Source organism: Micromonospora sp. NPDC049679, from assembly GCF_040659735.1.
In the GTDB taxonomy this organism is placed as follows: Bacteria; Actinomycetota; Actinomycetes; order Mycobacteriales; family Micromonosporaceae; genus Micromonospora_I.
In genome coordinates, this window is the sequence record NZ_JBFANZ010000009.1 from 1 (window position 1) to 15812 (window position 15812).

At 72.0% G+C, this 15812-nt stretch carries 15 protein-coding genes; 8 read left to right on the plus strand and 7 right to left on the minus strand.

What is annotated here, in order from left to right; all coding sequences use genetic code 11:
• Positions 1-258: 258 nt before the first annotated feature.
• The 3 genes from AB0J06_RS08180 to AB0J06_RS08190 all read right to left on the minus strand — a co-directional run bounded on the left by AB0J06_RS08180 (position 259) and on the right by AB0J06_RS08190 (position 2871).
• On the minus strand, positions 259-1143 hold the full coding sequence (locus tag AB0J06_RS08180) for a type IV toxin-antitoxin system AbiEi family antitoxin (protein WP_357425997.1): 885 nt from the start codon (positions 1141-1143) through the stop codon (positions 259-261).
• A gap of 134 nt (positions 1144-1277) precedes the next feature.
• Complete coding sequence (locus AB0J06_RS08185) at positions 1278-2087, minus strand: class I SAM-dependent methyltransferase (RefSeq protein WP_357425999.1); 810 nt, start codon at positions 2085-2087, stop codon at positions 1278-1280.
• Positions 2088-2091: 4 nt separating this feature from the next.
• Entirely contained in the window at positions 2092-2871 is a 780-nt protein-coding gene (locus AB0J06_RS08190; protein WP_357426001.1) for an SDR family NAD(P)-dependent oxidoreductase, read from the minus strand.
• Positions 2872-3038: 167 nt separating this feature from the next.
• Between AB0J06_RS08190 and mshA the strand changes: the two genes are divergently transcribed.
• From mshA to AB0J06_RS08210, 4 genes are all read left to right on the plus strand, one after another.
• On the plus strand, positions 3039-4430 hold the full coding sequence (gene mshA, locus AB0J06_RS08195; protein WP_357426003.1) for a D-inositol-3-phosphate glycosyltransferase: 1392 nt from the start codon (positions 3039-3041) through the stop codon (positions 4428-4430).
• Positions 4427-4951, plus strand: coding sequence for a YbjN domain-containing protein (locus tag AB0J06_RS08200; RefSeq protein WP_357426241.1), 525 nt, complete (start codon positions 4427-4429; stop codon positions 4949-4951). The genes mshA and AB0J06_RS08200 overlap by 4 nt, the downstream gene beginning before the upstream one ends.
• A gap of 87 nt (positions 4952-5038) precedes the next feature.
• Positions 5039-5695: a hypothetical protein gene (locus AB0J06_RS08205; RefSeq protein WP_357426005.1), complete on the plus strand. Its 657-nt coding sequence runs from the start codon at positions 5039-5041 to the stop codon at positions 5693-5695.
• A gap of 314 nt (positions 5696-6009) precedes the next feature.
• Complete coding sequence (locus tag AB0J06_RS08210) at positions 6010-7155, plus strand: CaiB/BaiF CoA-transferase family protein (RefSeq protein ID WP_357426007.1); 1146 nt, start codon at positions 6010-6012, stop codon at positions 7153-7155.
• Between the two features lie 64 nt (positions 7156-7219).
• On the opposite strand, the gene AB0J06_RS08215 is transcribed toward AB0J06_RS08210, so the two are convergent.
• Positions 7220-8497 carry an MFS transporter gene (locus AB0J06_RS08215; protein ID WP_357426009.1) on the minus strand — a complete coding sequence of 426 codons (1278 nt, stop codon included), beginning with the start codon at positions 8495-8497 and terminating at the stop codon, positions 7220-7222.
• A gap of 86 nt (positions 8498-8583) precedes the next feature.
• Positions 8584-10011, minus strand: a complete 1428-nt coding sequence (locus AB0J06_RS08220) for an MFS transporter (RefSeq protein ID WP_357426011.1) — start codon at positions 10009-10011, stop codon at positions 8584-8586.
• Between the two features lie 154 nt (positions 10012-10165).
• Here AB0J06_RS08220 and AB0J06_RS08225 point away from each other — a divergent pair, with 154 nt between their 5' ends.
• The gene (locus AB0J06_RS08225) at positions 10166-10915 is read left to right on the plus strand and encodes a phosphoglyceromutase (RefSeq protein ID WP_357426013.1); all 750 of its coding nucleotides are present in this window, start codon (positions 10166-10168) and stop codon (positions 10913-10915) included.
• A 45-nt stretch (positions 10916-10960) separates the two neighbouring features.
• Here the strand turns inward: AB0J06_RS08225 and phoU are convergent, their stop codons facing one another.
• Positions 10961-11608, minus strand: coding sequence for a phosphate signaling complex protein PhoU (gene phoU / locus AB0J06_RS08230; RefSeq protein ID WP_357426015.1), 648 nt, complete (start codon positions 11606-11608; stop codon positions 10961-10963).
• 209 nt (positions 11609-11817) lie between these two features.
• Here phoU and AB0J06_RS08235 point away from each other — a divergent pair, with 209 nt between their 5' ends.
• On the plus strand, positions 11818-13122 hold the full coding sequence (locus AB0J06_RS08235; RefSeq protein WP_357426017.1) for an ATP-binding protein: 1305 nt from the start codon (positions 11818-11820) through the stop codon (positions 13120-13122).
• A gap of 36 nt (positions 13123-13158) precedes the next feature.
• Positions 13159-13842, plus strand: coding sequence for a response regulator transcription factor (locus tag AB0J06_RS08240; protein ID WP_357426019.1), 684 nt, complete (start codon positions 13159-13161; stop codon positions 13840-13842).
• Between the two features lie 58 nt (positions 13843-13900).
• Here the strand turns inward: AB0J06_RS08240 and AB0J06_RS08245 are convergent, their stop codons facing one another.
• On the minus strand, positions 13901-14764 hold the full coding sequence (locus AB0J06_RS08245) for a hypothetical protein (RefSeq protein WP_357426021.1): 864 nt from the start codon (positions 14762-14764) through the stop codon (positions 13901-13903).
• A 78-nt stretch (positions 14765-14842) separates the two neighbouring features.
• Here AB0J06_RS08245 and AB0J06_RS08250 point away from each other — a divergent pair, with 78 nt between their 5' ends.
• Positions 14843-15787, plus strand: a complete 945-nt coding sequence (locus AB0J06_RS08250; RefSeq protein WP_357426023.1) for a Ppx/GppA phosphatase family protein — start codon at positions 14843-14845, stop codon at positions 15785-15787.
• Positions 15788-15812: the final 25 nt, after the last annotated feature.

Sequence of the window (15812 nt, forward strand, 5' to 3'; positions counted from 1 at the left end):
TTGGGTGTCCGGGCCACCCACTCCGCCCTCGGCGCCGCCGCCGGCGAGGTCGATGGGCCCGAGCTGACCTGGCTCGATGGGGCCCTCCCGCCCCCGCCCCCCCCCGGCCTCCCTGCCCCCTCCTCTCGTTGATCATGGTCAAACGCGCCATCGCGATGCCCGATCTGTCGCGAGTATCCCCATGATCAACGGGGCGGGGCGGGGCGGGGCGGGACGGGACGGGACGGGACGGGGCGGGGCGGGGCGGGGCGGGAGGGATCACCAGGAGAGGCCGCGACTGCGTAGCGCGGCACCGACGCGGTCGATCAGGACGCGGCTGCCACCGCTCAGATCGCTGGACCCGGCGCGCAGCAGAAGCCAGCCTCGCGCGGCGAAGGCGGAATAGCGGTCGATGTCGCGGAGGAACTGATCCCTCGCCGCGTGTTGCCGTCCCTCGTACTCCAGCGCGACCCGGGCTTCGGGCCATCCGAGATCCGCGTGCGCGATGTAGTTGTCGAGTTCGACCGGGCACTGCGGCACGGCCGGCGGAAGGCCGGCGGCGTGGAACCGGAGCCGCAGAATGCTCTCCGGCGGGGACTGGGCCGCATCGGTGAGGAAGGGCAGCAGTTCCCGGGCGATCCGTACCCCGCGAGCCCGCTGTGCGGCCGCGACCCGCTCGCGGAGCACCTCCGGTGTGACAAGACGGGCCCTGAGCATCGCGTCGCCGACGATCACCAGTCGCTCCCGGTCGCCGGCCCGCGCGATGTCGAGGAAGGTGCGCGCCGGCGAGGTCACCATCAGGGCGCGGACGTTCCAGTAGTCGTCGGGCGGTAGGGCCGCCACGTGGATCACGAAGTCCTTGCGTTGCAGCCAGTATCCGGGTGGCACGGTGACGTGGGGGCGACGTGGGTTGTGGTCGCGGTGCGGCGGTAGCCCGTACCACCAGACAGCCGTCTCGTGGCTCGCGGCCGACGCTCCCGGGGTGGCGGTCATGAGCATCCGCAGCCACTCCGCCGTGTCCGCCGGCGCCTCTTCCGCCGGCACCCAGAGATTGTGCGCGACGCTGACGAAAGCCCGGCGTCGGACGCCGGCGCGGACGCGATCGAGTCCGAGAAGTTCGTTCGGCATCGGCACCGGGATCGGCGGGAACGGGAAGTCGGCCACGACGCCGATAGTCGTCGATTCCCGAACCCCCCACACCCCCTCACACCCACCCTGTGGATAACTCCCGCTCCACCGCGTTGATCATGGGCATACGCGCGATCAGTGAGTCCCAATTGTCGCGCGTATCCCCATGATCAACGCGGTGGAGGGGCGGGGGCGACAGTCGGCCAGGGGACGGTCAGCTCACCGAGCCGCCATCGCGCCGGGCGGTCCAGCACGGGCCAGCCCGCGTCGCGGAGCGCGGCGACGGCGCGCAGCCACCGTTGCCGGGGACCGAACGTGGCGTACGGCGCGGCCGCACGCCAGGCGTCGTCGAGCGCGCGGATCAGGCCGTGCACCGGCTCGCCGGGCACGTTGCGGTGGATGAGCGCCTTGGGCAGCCGCTCGGCCAGCGCCGCGGGGCTCTCCAGCGTCGAGAGCCTGGCGGCGAGGGTGAGGGTGCGCGGCCCCGACGCGTCGAGCAGCACCCAGGAGGCGACCCGACCCAACTCGTCGCAGGTGCCTTCGACCAGCAGCCCGCCGGGCGTCAGCGCGGACGTCATCGTCGACCACGCCGCGGCCACCTCCGCCTCGTCGTACTGGCGCAGCACGTTGAACGCCCGCACGAGCACCGGACGCAGCCCGGCGAGCTCGAAACCACCGCGGGCGAAGGTGAGCCACGGTGGGTCGGCGGCGGGCGCCGCGGCGGCGACGCGTACCGGATCGATCTCCAGCCCGACCACCCGGACGTCGGGGCGGACGGCGCCGGCCAGCCGGGCCCGAAGCTCGATCGCGGTGATCGGCGTGGCGCCGTAGCCGAGGTCGACCACGAGTGGATCGGGGGCGTCGATGATTACGTCATGGCAGGTCGCGGCGATCCAGTTGTCCACCCGGCGGAGCCGGTTGGGGTTGGTCGTGCCCCGGGTGACGACCCCCTGTGGGCGACGCGGCGCGGGAGGGGGCACTGGATCATTCCGCGGTGGCGGCGGTCACCCGGTGCACCTTGTGCTGCGCCGCCTGCGCGAGCGGGCGGACCACCAGCCGGTCCACGTTGACGTGGTGGGGGCGGGTGGCGCACCAGGCGATGCAGTCGGCGACGTCGTCGGCGACGAGGGGCTCCGCCACGCCCTCGTAGACGGCCGCGGCCCGGCCCGCGTCGCCGGCGAAGCGCACCAGCCCGAACTCGTCGGTGCGGACCATCCCCGGATCGATCTCGATCACCCGGACCGGCCGGCCCGACAGTTCCAGCCGGAGCGTGCCGGTGAGCGCCGTCTGCCCGTGCTTCGCCGCGGTGTAGCCGCCGCCGCCCTCGTAGACGGTGAAGCCGGCGGTAGAGCTGACCACGACGACCGTCCCGGCGCCCGAGGCGTCGAGCGCCGGCAGCAGCGCCTGCGTCACGCGCAGCGTGCCGAGGACGTTCACCTCGTACATCCACTGCCAGTCGGCGACGGAGCCGGACGCCACCGGGTCCAGTCCGCGCGCGCCGCCCGCGTTGTTCACCAGCAGGGTGACCGGCCCGGGAAGCGCGGCGACGGCGTCGGCCAGCCCCGCCACGGACTCGTCGGACGTCACGTCGCAGGGTACGGCGGTGGCCGTGCCGCCGGCCCCGGCGATCTCCGCGACCAGGGCGGTGAGCCGCTCCACCCGGCGGGCCGCGGCGACGACGTGGAAGCCCTCGGTGGCCAGCCGGCGCGCGGTGGCCGCGCCGATCCCGCTGGAAGCGCCGGTGACGATCGCGATGGGGGTCATCCCGCCATTCTTTCCCAGCCTCGCGGCAGCACCGGGAGAGAGGTGGGTCACGTCCCGTATGCAAGTCGGGTTCGTGATCGGGAAGATGTGACGCGGTCTGACGGTTGTTGCCGGAAGCCCACTGTGCCGCGGTCCCTTCGCGGCCCGAAGCCCGGGCCTCTACCGTCATGGCGGAAGGAGCAAATGTGGCGGATGTGCAGAGCGGCCGGATCTGGCCTGGACGCGCGCAGTCCTGGCCCACCCCGCGGCGCATCGCAACACTCTCCGTACACACCTCGCCACTGGATCAGCCGGGCACCGGCGACGCCGGCGGGATGAACGTGTACATCGTGGAGGTGGCCCGACGCCTGGCCCGGGCGGGCGTCGAGGTGGAGATCTTCACCCGCGCCACCGCCGGTGGCCTGCCCCCCGTCGTGGAGATGGCGCCCGGCGTGCACGTCCGGCACGTGATCTCGGGTCCGCTGGAGCCGTTGGCGAAGGAGGATCTCCCCGCCCAGCTCTGTGCCTTCACCACGGGGGTGCTCCGCGCCGAGGCGGCCCGTGCTCCCGGCTTCTACGACCTGATCCACTCGCACTACTGGCTGTCCGGGCAGGTCGGCTGGCTCGCCAAGGAGCGATGGGGCGTGCCGCTCGTGCACACCGCGCACACGCTGGCCAAGGTGAAGAACGCCCAGCTCGCCGCCGGGGACCGCCCGGAACCCAAGGCGCGGGTCATCGGCGAGGAGCAGGTGGTCGCCGAGGCGGACCGGCTGGTCGCCAACACCCAGGTCGAGGCACATGACCTGATGGCGAGCTACGACGCCGACCCCGAGCGGGTCGCGGTGGTGGAGCCGGGTGTGGACCTGGATCGTTTCCAGCCGGCCGCCGCCGGTCGCGAGACGGCGGCCCGGCTCGCCGCCCGCCGCCGGCTCGGCCTGCGCGAGCAGGGGTACGTGGTCGTGTTCGTCGGGCGGATCCAGCCGCTCAAGGCCCCGGACGTGCTCCTGCACGCCGTCGCGGCGCTGCGCGCCCGGGACCCCCGGCTCGCCGAGCAGATGACCCTCCTCGTCGTGGGGGGCCCGAGCGGCAGCGGGCTCGACCGCCCGTCCGCGCTGATCGATCTCGCCGCGACGCTCGGCGTCTCCGACGCGGTCCGGTTCCTGCCGCCGCAGACCGGTGACGACCTCGCCGCCCTCTACCGGGCGGCCGATCTGGTAGCCGTCCCCTCGCACAACGAGTCCTTCGGACTGGTCGCGCTCGAGGCGCAGGCCTGTGGCACCCCCGTGGTGGCGGCCGCCGTCGGGGGCCTGGTGACCGCGGTGCGGGACCAGACGAGCGGGGTGCTCATCGACGGGCACGACCCGGTCGACTGGGCCCGGGTCCTCGGCGGTCTGCTCGCCGCGCCGGCGCGCCGGGCTGAGCTCGCTCAGGGCGCGGTCGCCCATGCCCGCAATTTCTCCTGGACCCGCACTGCCGATGGGCTGCTCGCCGTTTACCGTGGGGCGGTGACAGATCACCGGAACAGGATCACGTCCGAGTTGGCCGGTGGCGCCGCCGCGCTCGGAGCCGGCGCGTGGTGAGTCCGCGCGAGGCTGTGGCCGCGCTGATCGAGTCGGTCTGCGCGGAGCGTGAGCTGGGCTGGGAGAAGACGGGGGAGACCTCGTACGCGGTCACCCTGCCCGGCACGCACAAGCTCAAGACCGTCTGCAACCTGATTGTCGGCGAGCACGCGCTGCGGGTCGAGGCGTTCGTGATGCGGCAGCCGGACGAGCGTCGCGAGGAGCTGTGGTCGTGGCTGCTGCAGCGCAACGCCCGGATGTACGGCGTGGCGTTCTCGACCGACGCCGCGGGCGATGTCTACCTGACCGGTCGGTTGGGGCTCGGCGGGGTGAGCGAGGACGAGCTGGACCGACTGCTGGGCGCCGTCTTGAGCTATGCCGACGAGTCGTTCGACACGATGCTCGAAATCGGCTTCGGCGCGGCTATCCGGCGCGAGTGGGAGTGGCGGGTCAAGCGCGGTGAGTCGCTGGCGAATCTGCAGGCCTTCGCGCACATGTTCGAGTCGTCGGCCACCGAGCGGACGGGTTTGGACCGACCCTGACGGGTATTGCTCGCGGTAGCGGCGGAAACGTCCCACAGCGGGTTCGCCGCCTGCCGAGGACGGACTGTCGAGGGAGCGTGAGCACCCATGGCTCAGCGAAACCGGTCGGGTCGCGGCAGTAACGCCGCACACACGACAACAAGCCAGCCGGGCAATCAGACGCCGAATACACCGCCGATCAGAGAGAGCGACGTCGGCCGGCTCCGGGTGGACGAATTGCGCTCGCAGTTGCGGGAACGCGGCGTGAGCGGCACATCCGCACTGCGCAAGGACGATCTGGTGAAAACACTGGTCAGAACCTTGCAACAGGACGGCGGGTTCTCGCCGGACGGGAGAGCGGGCACCGCGCCGGAGAAAGGCGCGGGGCGTGACGGCGACGGCGGTGTCCGCACGGGTCCGCGTTCGTCCCGCTCACTGAAGTACGCGCAGCAGATCACCTCGCCGGACCAGGAACCCGAGCGCCTCGGACGCAGCCTGGTGACGACCAACCACGACGTCATCCGGCGCTGGGGGGAGGCGCGCGGGGCGACGCCGGCCACCGCCGGTGCCGACCGTGGTCGGCCGAGCGTGCTCCGGTTCGATTTCCCCGGCTACAACGGAGGTGGGCTGCGGCCGGTCTCCTGGGAGGACTGGTTCCGGACGTTCGACGAGCGCGGACTCAACTTCATTTATCAGGAGCAGAAAACCGACGGTCGACAGAGCAACTTCTTCCGGATCGAGTCGCCCGAGCGTGAGGACGCCTGAGCGCGAATAGCCGGCGGCCGCAACGTTCCACATGCGCTAAACGCGTCAGCGATGTGACGGGCAGTACATGATCTACGCTTGTGTGCTGATTCCCCGGAGAACTAACGTGTTCCGCACGCGCCACGCTCGAAAAACGTTCGGGGGAACGGCGAATCGTCCAGATTCGCAATCGAGTCGCGGTGTCGGGGGAATGGTGGCGCTTGGGCCGTTGGGGGACGGCGGCCACCTGAAACCGGCGGCGAGCGCGGGCGACGCTTACGGGGGTGAGCGTCGCCCCTCGCCGTCGGTCCGCGAGCCGCCTAGAGTCTGCTGCCATGACCGGACCGCTGACTGGCCTCACCGTCGTCGAACTCGCCGGCATCGGCCCTGCCCCCTTCGCCGGAATGTTCCTCGCCGACCTCGGGGCCGAGGTGATCCGGGTGGACCGTCCCGGCGGTCCGGGCCTGCCGGTCGAGCCGCGGCACGACCTGTTGGGGCGCGGCAAGCGTTCCGTCGCGGTCGACCTCAAGCACCCCCGCGCCGCCGGGCTCCTGCTCGCCCTGGCCAGCCGGGCCGACGTGCTGATCGAGGGCTTCCGGCCCGGCGTCGCCGAGCGGCTGGGCATCGGCCCCGCCGCGTGCCACGCCCGCAATCCCAAGCTCGTGTACGGGCGGATGACCGGCTGGGGGCAGGACGGACCGTTGGCGCAGACCGCCGGCCACGACCTCACCTACCTGGCCCTGACCGGTGTGCTCCACGCGATCGGCCCGGGTTCGGGTGCGCCGGTGCCGCCGCTGAATCTGCTCGGCGACTACGGCGGCGGTGGGATGCTGCTCGCCGCCGGAGTGCTCGCCGCGCTGTGGCAGGCGGAGCGCACCGGCACCGGCCAGGTGGTGGACGCGGCGATCGTGGACGGCGCCGCGCTCCTCGCCACCCAGGTCTACGGACTGCTCCACGGTGGACAGTGGCAGGACCGGCGCGGCGCCAACCTGCTCGACGGTGGTGCCCCCTTCTACAGCGTCTACGAGACGGCGGACGGCGGGCACCTGGCCGTCGGGCCGCTCGAGCCCCGCTTCTACGCCGAGTTCGTCGAGCGGCTGGGCGGACTCGGCGCCGACGCGCCGGAGCAACTCGATGTGGCGCAGTGGCCCCGGCTCCGCAAGGCGATCGCGACCCGGATCGCCACCCGCACCCGTGCCGCGTGGGTCGAGATCTTCGAGGAGAGTGATGCCTGCGTGGCGCCCGTACTCTCCATGCGCGAAGCGCCCGAGCATCCGCATCTCGCCGCGCGCGAGGTGTTCGTGGACGGGCATGGCGTGCGACAGCCCGCGCCCGCGCCGCGCTTCTCCGCGACGCCGGCGGGCCTGCCGGCGCTCCCCCCGCCCCGCCCCGGCGAGCACAGCCGCGCCGTGTTGACCGACTGGGGCGTGCCTGACGTGGCGGCCCTCATCGCGGCGGGCGTGGTGATCGACGCGCCGTGAGCCGGCCGCTCCGCCACGCCGTGCGGCGCGGTGGGCCGCCCGCGCCCGGTGACCGCCGGGTCGCTCAGGCCGTCTCCGGGATCTTCTGTCCGGTCTTGGTGCCGCGGTCCAGCGTCCCGGTGGCGGCCCGGATCGCCGCGACGCGTCGCTCCCGGCGCGGTCCGGCGAGCAGGTGGCCGCCGACGGCGAGAAAACCCACAGCGGCGGTGGCGATCCAGTGCCAGTCGCCGAGGTACTGCAGGCTCACGCCACCAAGAGCGGGGGCGATGAACGCGGCGAGCGGGAAGGTCAGGAAGAAGACCGCCTGGTACCGGCCGCGCAGCGCGGCCGGCGCGAGTTCCGCGTTGATCTCGGCGTTGGGCGGCGCGGCGAGCATCGAGCCGACGGTCCAGACCACCGCCGCCGCGAGGTAGGCGGGGGTCCGGTCGGCGACGGCGAGCGCGCCGTAGCCGACCGCGAGGAGCCCGGCCGAGACGGCCAGCACGACGTGTTTGCGGTGCCCGTCGATCAGGCGTGGCACGAAGAGCTGACCGACCACGATGAGCGCGCCGGCGGACGCCACCACCATCCCGTACGCCGACGAGCTCAGCCCGTCCGCCCGCATCGCCAGGGGCATGATCGTCGAGGTCTGTGCGGTCAGCACGGCGAGCACGAAGGTCAGCCCGACGAAGAGAACGAACGTGCGGTCGGTGAGTGCCGTACGTAGTCCCGGCGGGGCGGCGATGCCCGGGACACGCGGGGTCCGGGGCCCGCGGACCAGCGTCTCCGGCACCCGGGCGGCGATGATGAGCGCGGTGGCCAGCGTGGCGGCCGCATCGACCAGGAACAGGGCCAGGTAACTCGCCTCGGCGAGCAGCCCGGCGAGGAACGAGGCGGCCGCCATCCCCAGGTTGAACGCCCAGAACTGCAGGTTGAACGCGCGGGAGCGTTTATCCGCCGGCACGATGTCGACGATCGCGGCGACGAAGGCGGGGCCCGGCATGGAGTGGACGATCCCGATCAGCGCGGCCAGGACGGCGATGGTCGCCAGGTTGCCGGCGAACGCCATCGCCACCATGAGCGTGGCGGCCGCGGCGTGCGACCAGAGCAGCGTGGCGCGTCGTCCCCAACTGTCGGCGAGGACGCCACCGAGGAGAACGCCGGCGGCGCCGCCGATCCCGTACGCGCCGACGACCAAGCCGGCGAGCGCGTTGCCGGCGCCCCGGACGTCGGTCAGGTAGAGCGACAGGAACAGCATCGCGAACGCGCCGGCCCGGTTGATCAGCAGTCCGCACCAGAGGTACCAGTAGGTCGCCGGGAGTCCGCCGGCCGTGTCGTGCAGCCACGTCCGTACGGTGCGCACGCATCCTCCAGTGAAGGTTGTTTCCCGTTGCTCGCTCGACCCTCGACCGTAGGAAGCTACCGGGGATCACGCCACGGTTTGACCGATCACCCGACTCGGCTCAGGTCGCCGGCGAGCTCGGCCGGCGTGCGGGTGGGCGCGGTCGCCGCCCCGGCGGCGGCCGGCGATGTGACCGCCGCGGTCTGCGCGGGCCGCGCTGGCTCCGGCTGCGCGATCTTCTGCTGGATGTGCGCGGCCGGGTCCAGGCCGGCACTGTCCCGGCCGGGGTTGAGCGCGGTCGCGAGCGCCTCGGCGCGCAGTTCGGTCACGCGGCGCTCCCGCGCCGGACCGGACATGAGCTGCCCGACCGCCACCACGACGCCGATCGCGCCGCAGGCCAGCCAGAGGGCGGAGTCGCCGGCCCCGTCCCGGAGAAACCCGCCGGCGATCGGTGCGAGGAACCCCGCCACCGACCAGGACAGGGACATGACGCCCTGGTAGCGGCCACGCACGGCGGCCGGGGAGAGCTCGGCGATCAGTGTCGAGTTGGACGGCGAGTTGAGCATCTCGCCGAGCGTCCAGATCACCACGGTCAGGGCGTACAGCCAGGCGTTGTCGGCGACCGCGGTCAGCCCGAAGCCGACTCCGAAGATCACTGCGGCGAGGGCGAGCACGTGGGAGCGGCTGCGGCCCCGGATCAGCCGGGGGATGAAGAGCTGCCCGACGACGATCATCACGCCGTTGAGCGCGATCACCGAGCCGTAGGTGGAGGCCGGCAGCCGGTCCTCGCCCATCGCGATCGGCAACATCGAGATGTGCTGCAGGAAGACCAGCGCGGTCAGCAGATTCAACACGACGAAGCCGAGGAAGACCCGGTCGGTGAAGACGGCGCGCAGCCCGCCCCGGTCGGCCGTGTCCGTGGCTTTCCCGGACCGGGCGGCGCGGGCCGGACGCGTCTCGCGGATCTTGAGGAAGATGATCGCCGCGGTGAGCAGCGTGGTGGTCGCGTCCACCACGAACAGGAGCAGGTAGTCGAGCTCGGCGGCGAGTCCGGCCAGCACGGCCGCGCAGGCGAACCCCAGGTTGATCGCCCAGTAGTTGAGGGTGAAGGCACGCAACCGGTCACGTTCCGGCACGACGTCGATCATCATCGCGGAGAAAGCCGGGCGTGCGGCCTCGGCGAACGCGCCGAGCAGCAGGGCACCGGTGGCGACGAGCCACAGGCGCTCGGCGAACCCGAGCGCGAGCATCATCGCGGCGGCGCCGACGTGTGCGGTGAGCAGGGTCGGCCGCCGGCCCCACCGGTCGGCCAGCACACCGCCGAGCATCGTGCCGACAGCGCCGCCGGCACCCCACATCCCGATCACCAGGCCGGCCTGCACGGCTGAGAAGCCCCGCGCGGTGGTCAGGTAGATGGCGAGGAAGACGAGGATGAATGAGCCCAGCCGGTTGATCAGCGTCCCGGTCCAGAGATACCAGAAGGTGGCCGGAAGACCACCCGTCGTGTCCCGGAACCACCCCCGTACGGTCCGCACGCTGAGCCCCCTCGACTTCGTAATGACCGACAACCCTCTAACGCCTTACAACCTAATCGGCCGGCATCTCGCGGGTCACTCGGATTTCCACGTGGTGGTCGTCACGTCGGGCCGCGCGGTCGGGCCGGTTGGCGCATCGGGCAGGATGAGGGACATGACTGTGGGGACGTTGGTGCTGCTGCGGCACGGCGAGAGCGAGTGGAACGCCAAGAACCTCTTCACCGGCTGGGTCGATGTGGACCTCAACGCCAAGGGTGAGGCCGAGGCCCGGCGCGGCGGGGAGCTGCTGCGCGAGCACGATCTGCTGCCCGACGTGGTGCACACCAGCCTGCTCCGACGCGCGATCCGCACCAGCGAGCTGGCGCTGCACGCCGCGGACCGGCACTGGATCGCCGTACGCCGGTCGTGGCGGCTCAACGAGCGGCACTACGGCGCGCTGCAGGGCAAGAACAAGAAGGAGACCCTGAAGCAGTACGGCGAGGAGCAGTTCATGCTCTGGCGCCGGTCGTACGACACCCCGCCGCCCGCGATCGACGACAACGACGAGTGGTCGCAGGCGGGTGACCCGCGCTACGCCACCCTTCCGCCCGAGCTGATGCCGCGCACCGAGTGTCTCAAGGACGTCGTCGCCCGGATGCTGCCGTACTGGTACGACGAGGTCGTCCCGGACCTGCTGGCCGGCCGGACGGTCCTGGTCGCGGCGCACGGCAACTCGCTGCGTGCCCTCGCGAAGCACCTGGACGGGATCTCCGACGAGGCGATCGCCAAGCTCAACATCCCGACCGGCATTCCGCTCCGCTACGACCTCGACGCCAACCTGCGTCCCGTGACGGCGGGCGGCACCTATCTCGACGCGGCGGCGGCCGCCGCAGCCGCGGCCGCCGTGGCCAACCAGGGACGCTGACGCACACGAAGGGGCCCCGTTCGCGGGGCCCCTTCGTGTCGACGCTCAGTTGTTGAGGGTCTCGCCCGTGATCAGATAGACGACGTGCTCGCCGGTGTTGACCGCGTGGTCGGCGTACCGCTCGTAGAAGCGGCCGAGCAGCGCCCCGTCGATCGCGGTCTCCGCGCCGTACGGCCAGTCGTCGCTCAGCAGCAGCGCGAACAGGTCGCGGTGCAGATCGTCCATGGCGTCGTCGTCGCGGTCGAGTTCGGCCGCGAGAGCCGCGTCGGGCTTCGAGAGCACCGCACCGATCTTCTCCGCCATCCGGTCGGCGACCTCGCCCATCTCCGTGAAGACCCCGCGGAGCTCGGCCGGCACGGCCGGCAGGGGGTGCCGGCGCAACGCGGTCTTCGCCACGTGGTCGGCGAGGTCGCCCATCCGCTCCAGGTCGGCGGCGACGTGCAGCGCGGTCACCACGGCGCGCAGGTCCTTGGCGACCGGCGCCTGTCGGGCGAGCAGGTCGCAGACCCGCTCCTCCACCTGCCGGTTGAGGCTGTCCACCTCCGCGTCGCGCTCGATGACCGACTCCGCCGCCGGCCGGTCGGCCGTGAGTAGCGCCTTCGTCGCCTTGCGCATCGCCGCGCGGACGGCTTCGGCCATGTCCACCAGCAGTTGGCTGACGGTGTGTAGCTCGGCCCGGAACTCCTCGCGCATCATCACGTCCTGTAGTTGGTGGCGCCGCCACGCTTCGCCAGCGCGACGGCCACTATGAGCAGGTGCGGGACCACGGTAGGGCCGCCGGACGGCGCGAAGGTGAACTGCGGTGAACGGTGCCGGGCCGCGCGGTGAACTTTCCCTGACACGGGCCTGTTTTGTCCAGTTCTGGGCGGTCGGCAGGTTAACAATGACCCTACGATCGCCACGTGGACTGGGCGGTCGTGGCCGGCGTAGCCGGGGGTGCGGTGGGTGGCGTGGTCGCCACGGTCACCGTCGCACGGTTCATCATGGCCCACCCCGGCCGCCGCCACCCGACACCAGCCGGTGGCCTCTCACGCCTCGTGGGAGGCCGGGCAAAGGGGAGGCTCGCGATCACCGAGGACCAGCAGGGCCTGCGCTCCGGCCTGGCCCGCAAGAGCCTCGACTCCCTGCGGGTGGGTGTCGTGGTGCTCGACAAGGACGACGTTCCGGTCCTGGTCAACCCGTCCGCCCGAGCGATGGGCCTGCTGCGGGTCGGCGCGACCCCGGGGACCGTCGCCGCGCACCCGATCGTCCGGACCCTCGCCGGCCAGGTGCGCCGCACCGGCGTGCGGCGGGAGGTCGAGCTCGATCTGCCCCGGGGACGCGAAGGCGGGGCGCAGGACCCGCTCGGGGTGCACCTGCGAGCGGTCGGGCTCGGTGGCGACCACGTCGCGATCGAGGCGGCCGACGTGACGGAGGCGCACCGCGTCGCCCGCGTACGCCGTGACTTCGTGGCCAACGTCAGTCACGAACTGAAGACCCCGATCGGCGCGCTGCAACTCCTCGCCGAGGCGTTGCTCGACGCGACCGATCCGGCCAGCGCGGTCGCCGACCCGTCCGAGGACGTCGCCGCGGCCCGGCGCTTCGCCGAACGGATCCACCACGAGTCCAACCGGCTGGGCAGACTCGTCACCGAACTGCTGGAACTGACCCGGCTGCAGGGCGCGGAACCGTTGCCGGTGCCCGAGCCGGTCTCCGTCGACTGGGTGACGGCCGAAGTGATCGACCGCACCCGCACCGCCGCCAGCGCTCGCGGCATCGTGGTCGCCATGGAGGGGCAGCGCGGGCTGACCGTCTACGGCAACGACGGCCAGATCGCGACGGCGGTGGCCAACCTGGTGTCGAACGCGATCACCTATTCCGCGGAGGAGACCCGGGTCACCCTGGGTATCGGTCGGGACGAGCGGTACGTCACGATCGCGGTCACCGACCAGGGCATCGGCATCGCCCCGGACGACGTCGACCGGATCTTCGAACGGTTCTACCGCGCCGACCAGGCCCGCTCGCGCAGCACCGGCGGCACGGGGCTCGGGCTCGCGATCGTCAAGCACATCGCCACCAACCATGGCGGTCGGGTGGACGTGTCGAGCAGGCTGGGTGGAGGGTCGACGTTCACCCTGCGGTTGCCCGTCATCCGGCCCGACGCAGCCCTGCCGTCATCGTCGTCCGATGAGATCGAATCCGGCCCGGCCGGGCTTCCGCAGACCTGAGCCATCAGGCCGAACACGGGAAGGAAGGAAAAACAGTTGGCCCGCGTGCTCGTGGTCGAAGACGAGGAGTCGTTCTCGGACGCCCTCTCCTACATGCTCCGCAAGGAGGGTTTCGAGGTATCGGTCGCGGCGACCGGGACCGAGGCGCTCACCGAGTTCGACCGGACCGGTGCGGACATCGTGCTGCTCGACCTGATGCTGCCGGAGATGTCCGGCACCGAGGTCTGCCGGGAGCTGCGCCAGCGTTCGCGGGTGCCGATCATCATGGTCACCGCCCGCGACAGCGAGATCGACAAGGTGGTCGGCCTGGAGCTCGGCGCCGACGACTACGTCACCAAGCCGTACTCGCCGCGCGAGCTGGTCGCCCGGATCAGGGCCGTGCTGCGGCGTCAGACGCCGGAGATCGCGGAGGACGACGCGCCGACGCTGGCCGCCGGCCCGGTCCGGATGGACGTCGACCGGCACGTGGTGACCGTGGGCGGCGACGCGGTGCAGTTGCCGCTCAAGGAGTTCGAACTGCTGGAGATCCTGCTGCGCAACGCGGGCCGGGTGCTGACCCGGGGCCAGCTCATCGACCGCGTCTGGGGCGCCGACTACGTCGGCGACACGAAGACGCTCGACGTCCACGTGAAGCGGCTGCGCTCAAAGGTCGAGCCGGAGCCGTCCGCGCCGCGGCACATCGTCACCGTCCGCGGGCTGGGCTACAAGTTCGAGCCGTGACAGACGAAGGAAGGGCCCTTTGTCCGGCGAAAGCCATGACAAAGGGCCCTTCCTCGCGTTACGACTGCGGTGGCGTGGCCGGCTCGCGGCCGCCGCGCGCGAGCGGGGGCGTGCGCCGCGGCGTCGCCGGATGCGGCGCCACGAGACCGCGCCGGGCCCGCGCTGCGCAGAGCTCGGCGAGCTTGCCGTACGCCGTCTTGCCGATCAGGGCGGTCAGCTCCGGTTCGTACGACACGTACAGCGCTTCGCGCCCGACATGCGCCTCGGGCGCAGAGGTGCACCACCAGTGCAGATCGTGACCGCCCGCGCCCCAGCCGCGGCGGTCGAACTCGGTCAACGTCGAGACCAGCACCTTCGTCCCGTCCGGCCGCTTGCTCCATTCCTGGTCGCGGCGGACCGGCAACTGCCAGCAGACGTCCGGCTTGTACTCCAACGGATGCACGCCGTCGCGCAGAGCCTGGGCGTGCAGCGCGCACCCGCCCCCGCCGGTGAAGTTCGCGTCGTTGAGGAAGACGCAGGGGCCGTCGTCGGACTGGGTGGCGGTGCGGCGCGCCGGGTTCTTCCCGTCGATCGAGTCCAGCTCCGTGTACTTCTTGAACCCGCGCCGGTAGTGCTGCCACGTCTCCGGAGTCAACCGCTTGGCGGCGGAACGGACCCGCTGCTCGTCGTCGGAGTCGGTGAAGAACGCGCCGTGCGAGCAGCAACCGTCGGCCGCGCGGCCGGGGACGATGCCGTGGCACGCCTTGCCGAATACGCAGGTCCACCGGGAGAGCAGCCAGGTGAGATCCGCGCGGATCAGGTGCTTCTCGTCAGCGGGATCGAGGAATTCGACCCATTCACGGGGGAAATCAAGGGAAACCTCCCGACTGCGGGGTTCATCGGGCTCTTCGACCAGTACGCGTAGCTCGTCACGGCTTACCACCCGGCCAGCGTACGCCGGACACGACTGGCGTGGCCGATGAACGTGGCGGCGCCGGTCGGCTGGCCTAGGGTTCTGTCCATGCGACTGGGTGTCCTCGATGTCGGTTCGAACACCGTCCACCTTCTGGTGGTGGACGCCCATCACGGCGCGCATCCGTGGCCCGCCCATTCGGAGAAGGCGGTGCTGCGCCTTGCCGAGCAGATCGGACGGGAGGGCGAGCTCAGCGATGCCGGCGCGGACGCGCTGGTGGAGTCGGTCGCCAACGCCAAGGAGGCGGCAGCCCGGCTGCAGGCCGCCGACCTGATCGCCTTCGCCACCTCGGCGGTCCGCGACGCGACGAACTCCGCCGAGGTGCTGGCCCGGGTCCGCGCCGAGACCGGCGTGCACCTGCAGGTGCTCTCGGGCGCGGACGAGGCGCGGATGACGTTCCTCGCGGTGCGCCGCTGGTTCGGCTGGTCCGCGGGGCGGCTGCTGGCCCTCGACATCGGGGGTGGCTCGCTGGAGATCGCCGCCGGCATCGACGAGGAGCCGCAGCTCGCACTCTCGGTGCCGTTGGGCGCCGGCCGGCTGACCCGCCGGCTGCGCGCCGCGGGCCCGGCCACCGCCGGGCCGCCGCCGGCGCGGGCGGTCGAGGAGCTCCGGGAGTACGTCGACGCGACGCTCGATCCGGTGGTGGAGAAGATCGTCGGCGTGGATTGGGACCGCGCGGTGGCCAGTTCGAAGACGTTCCGGACCCTGGCCCGGCTCGCCGGGGCGGCCCCGTCGGGCGCCGGGCTCTGGGTGCGGCGCACCCTGACCCGCACCGGGCTGCGGCAGGTGATCGGCTTTATCCGGCACATTCCACCGGGCCAGCTCTCCGAGCTGGAAGGGGTGAGCGCGAGCCGGGCGGACCAGCTGCTCGCCGGGGCGGTGGTGGCCGAGGCGGCGATGCGCCGGCTCGACGTGGACACCCTCGAGATCTGTCCGTGGGCGCTGCGCGAAGGGGTGATTCTGCAGCGGCTGGACCATCTCGAGGGGACGTGACCTGACCCGCAGATAAGGTGGATTT

Bases quoted from the DNA above. Each gene is read 5' to 3' on its own strand.
- AB0J06_RS08190 (WP_357426001.1), bottom strand. From the start codon at position 2,871: ATGACCCCCATCGCGATCGTCACCGGCGCTTCCAGCGGGATCGGCGCG.
- mshA (WP_357426003.1), top strand. From the start codon at position 3,039: ATGGCGGAAGGAGCAAATGTGGCGGATGTGCAGAGCGGCCGGATCTGG.
- AB0J06_RS08205 (WP_357426005.1), top strand. From the start codon at position 5,039: ATGGCTCAGCGAAACCGGTCGGGTCGCGGCAGTAACGCCGCACACACG.
- AB0J06_RS08210 (WP_357426007.1), top strand. From the start codon at position 6,010: ATGACCGGACCGCTGACTGGCCTCACCGTCGTCGAACTCGCCGGCATC.
- AB0J06_RS08225 (WP_357426013.1), top strand. From the start codon at position 10,166: ATGACTGTGGGGACGTTGGTGCTGCTGCGGCACGGCGAGAGCGAGTGG.
- phoU (WP_357426015.1), bottom strand. From the start codon at position 11,608: ATGCGCGAGGAGTTCCGGGCCGAGCTACACACCGTCAGCCAACTGCTG.
- AB0J06_RS08250 (WP_357426023.1), top strand. From the start codon at position 14,843: ATGCGACTGGGTGTCCTCGATGTCGGTTCGAACACCGTCCACCTTCTG.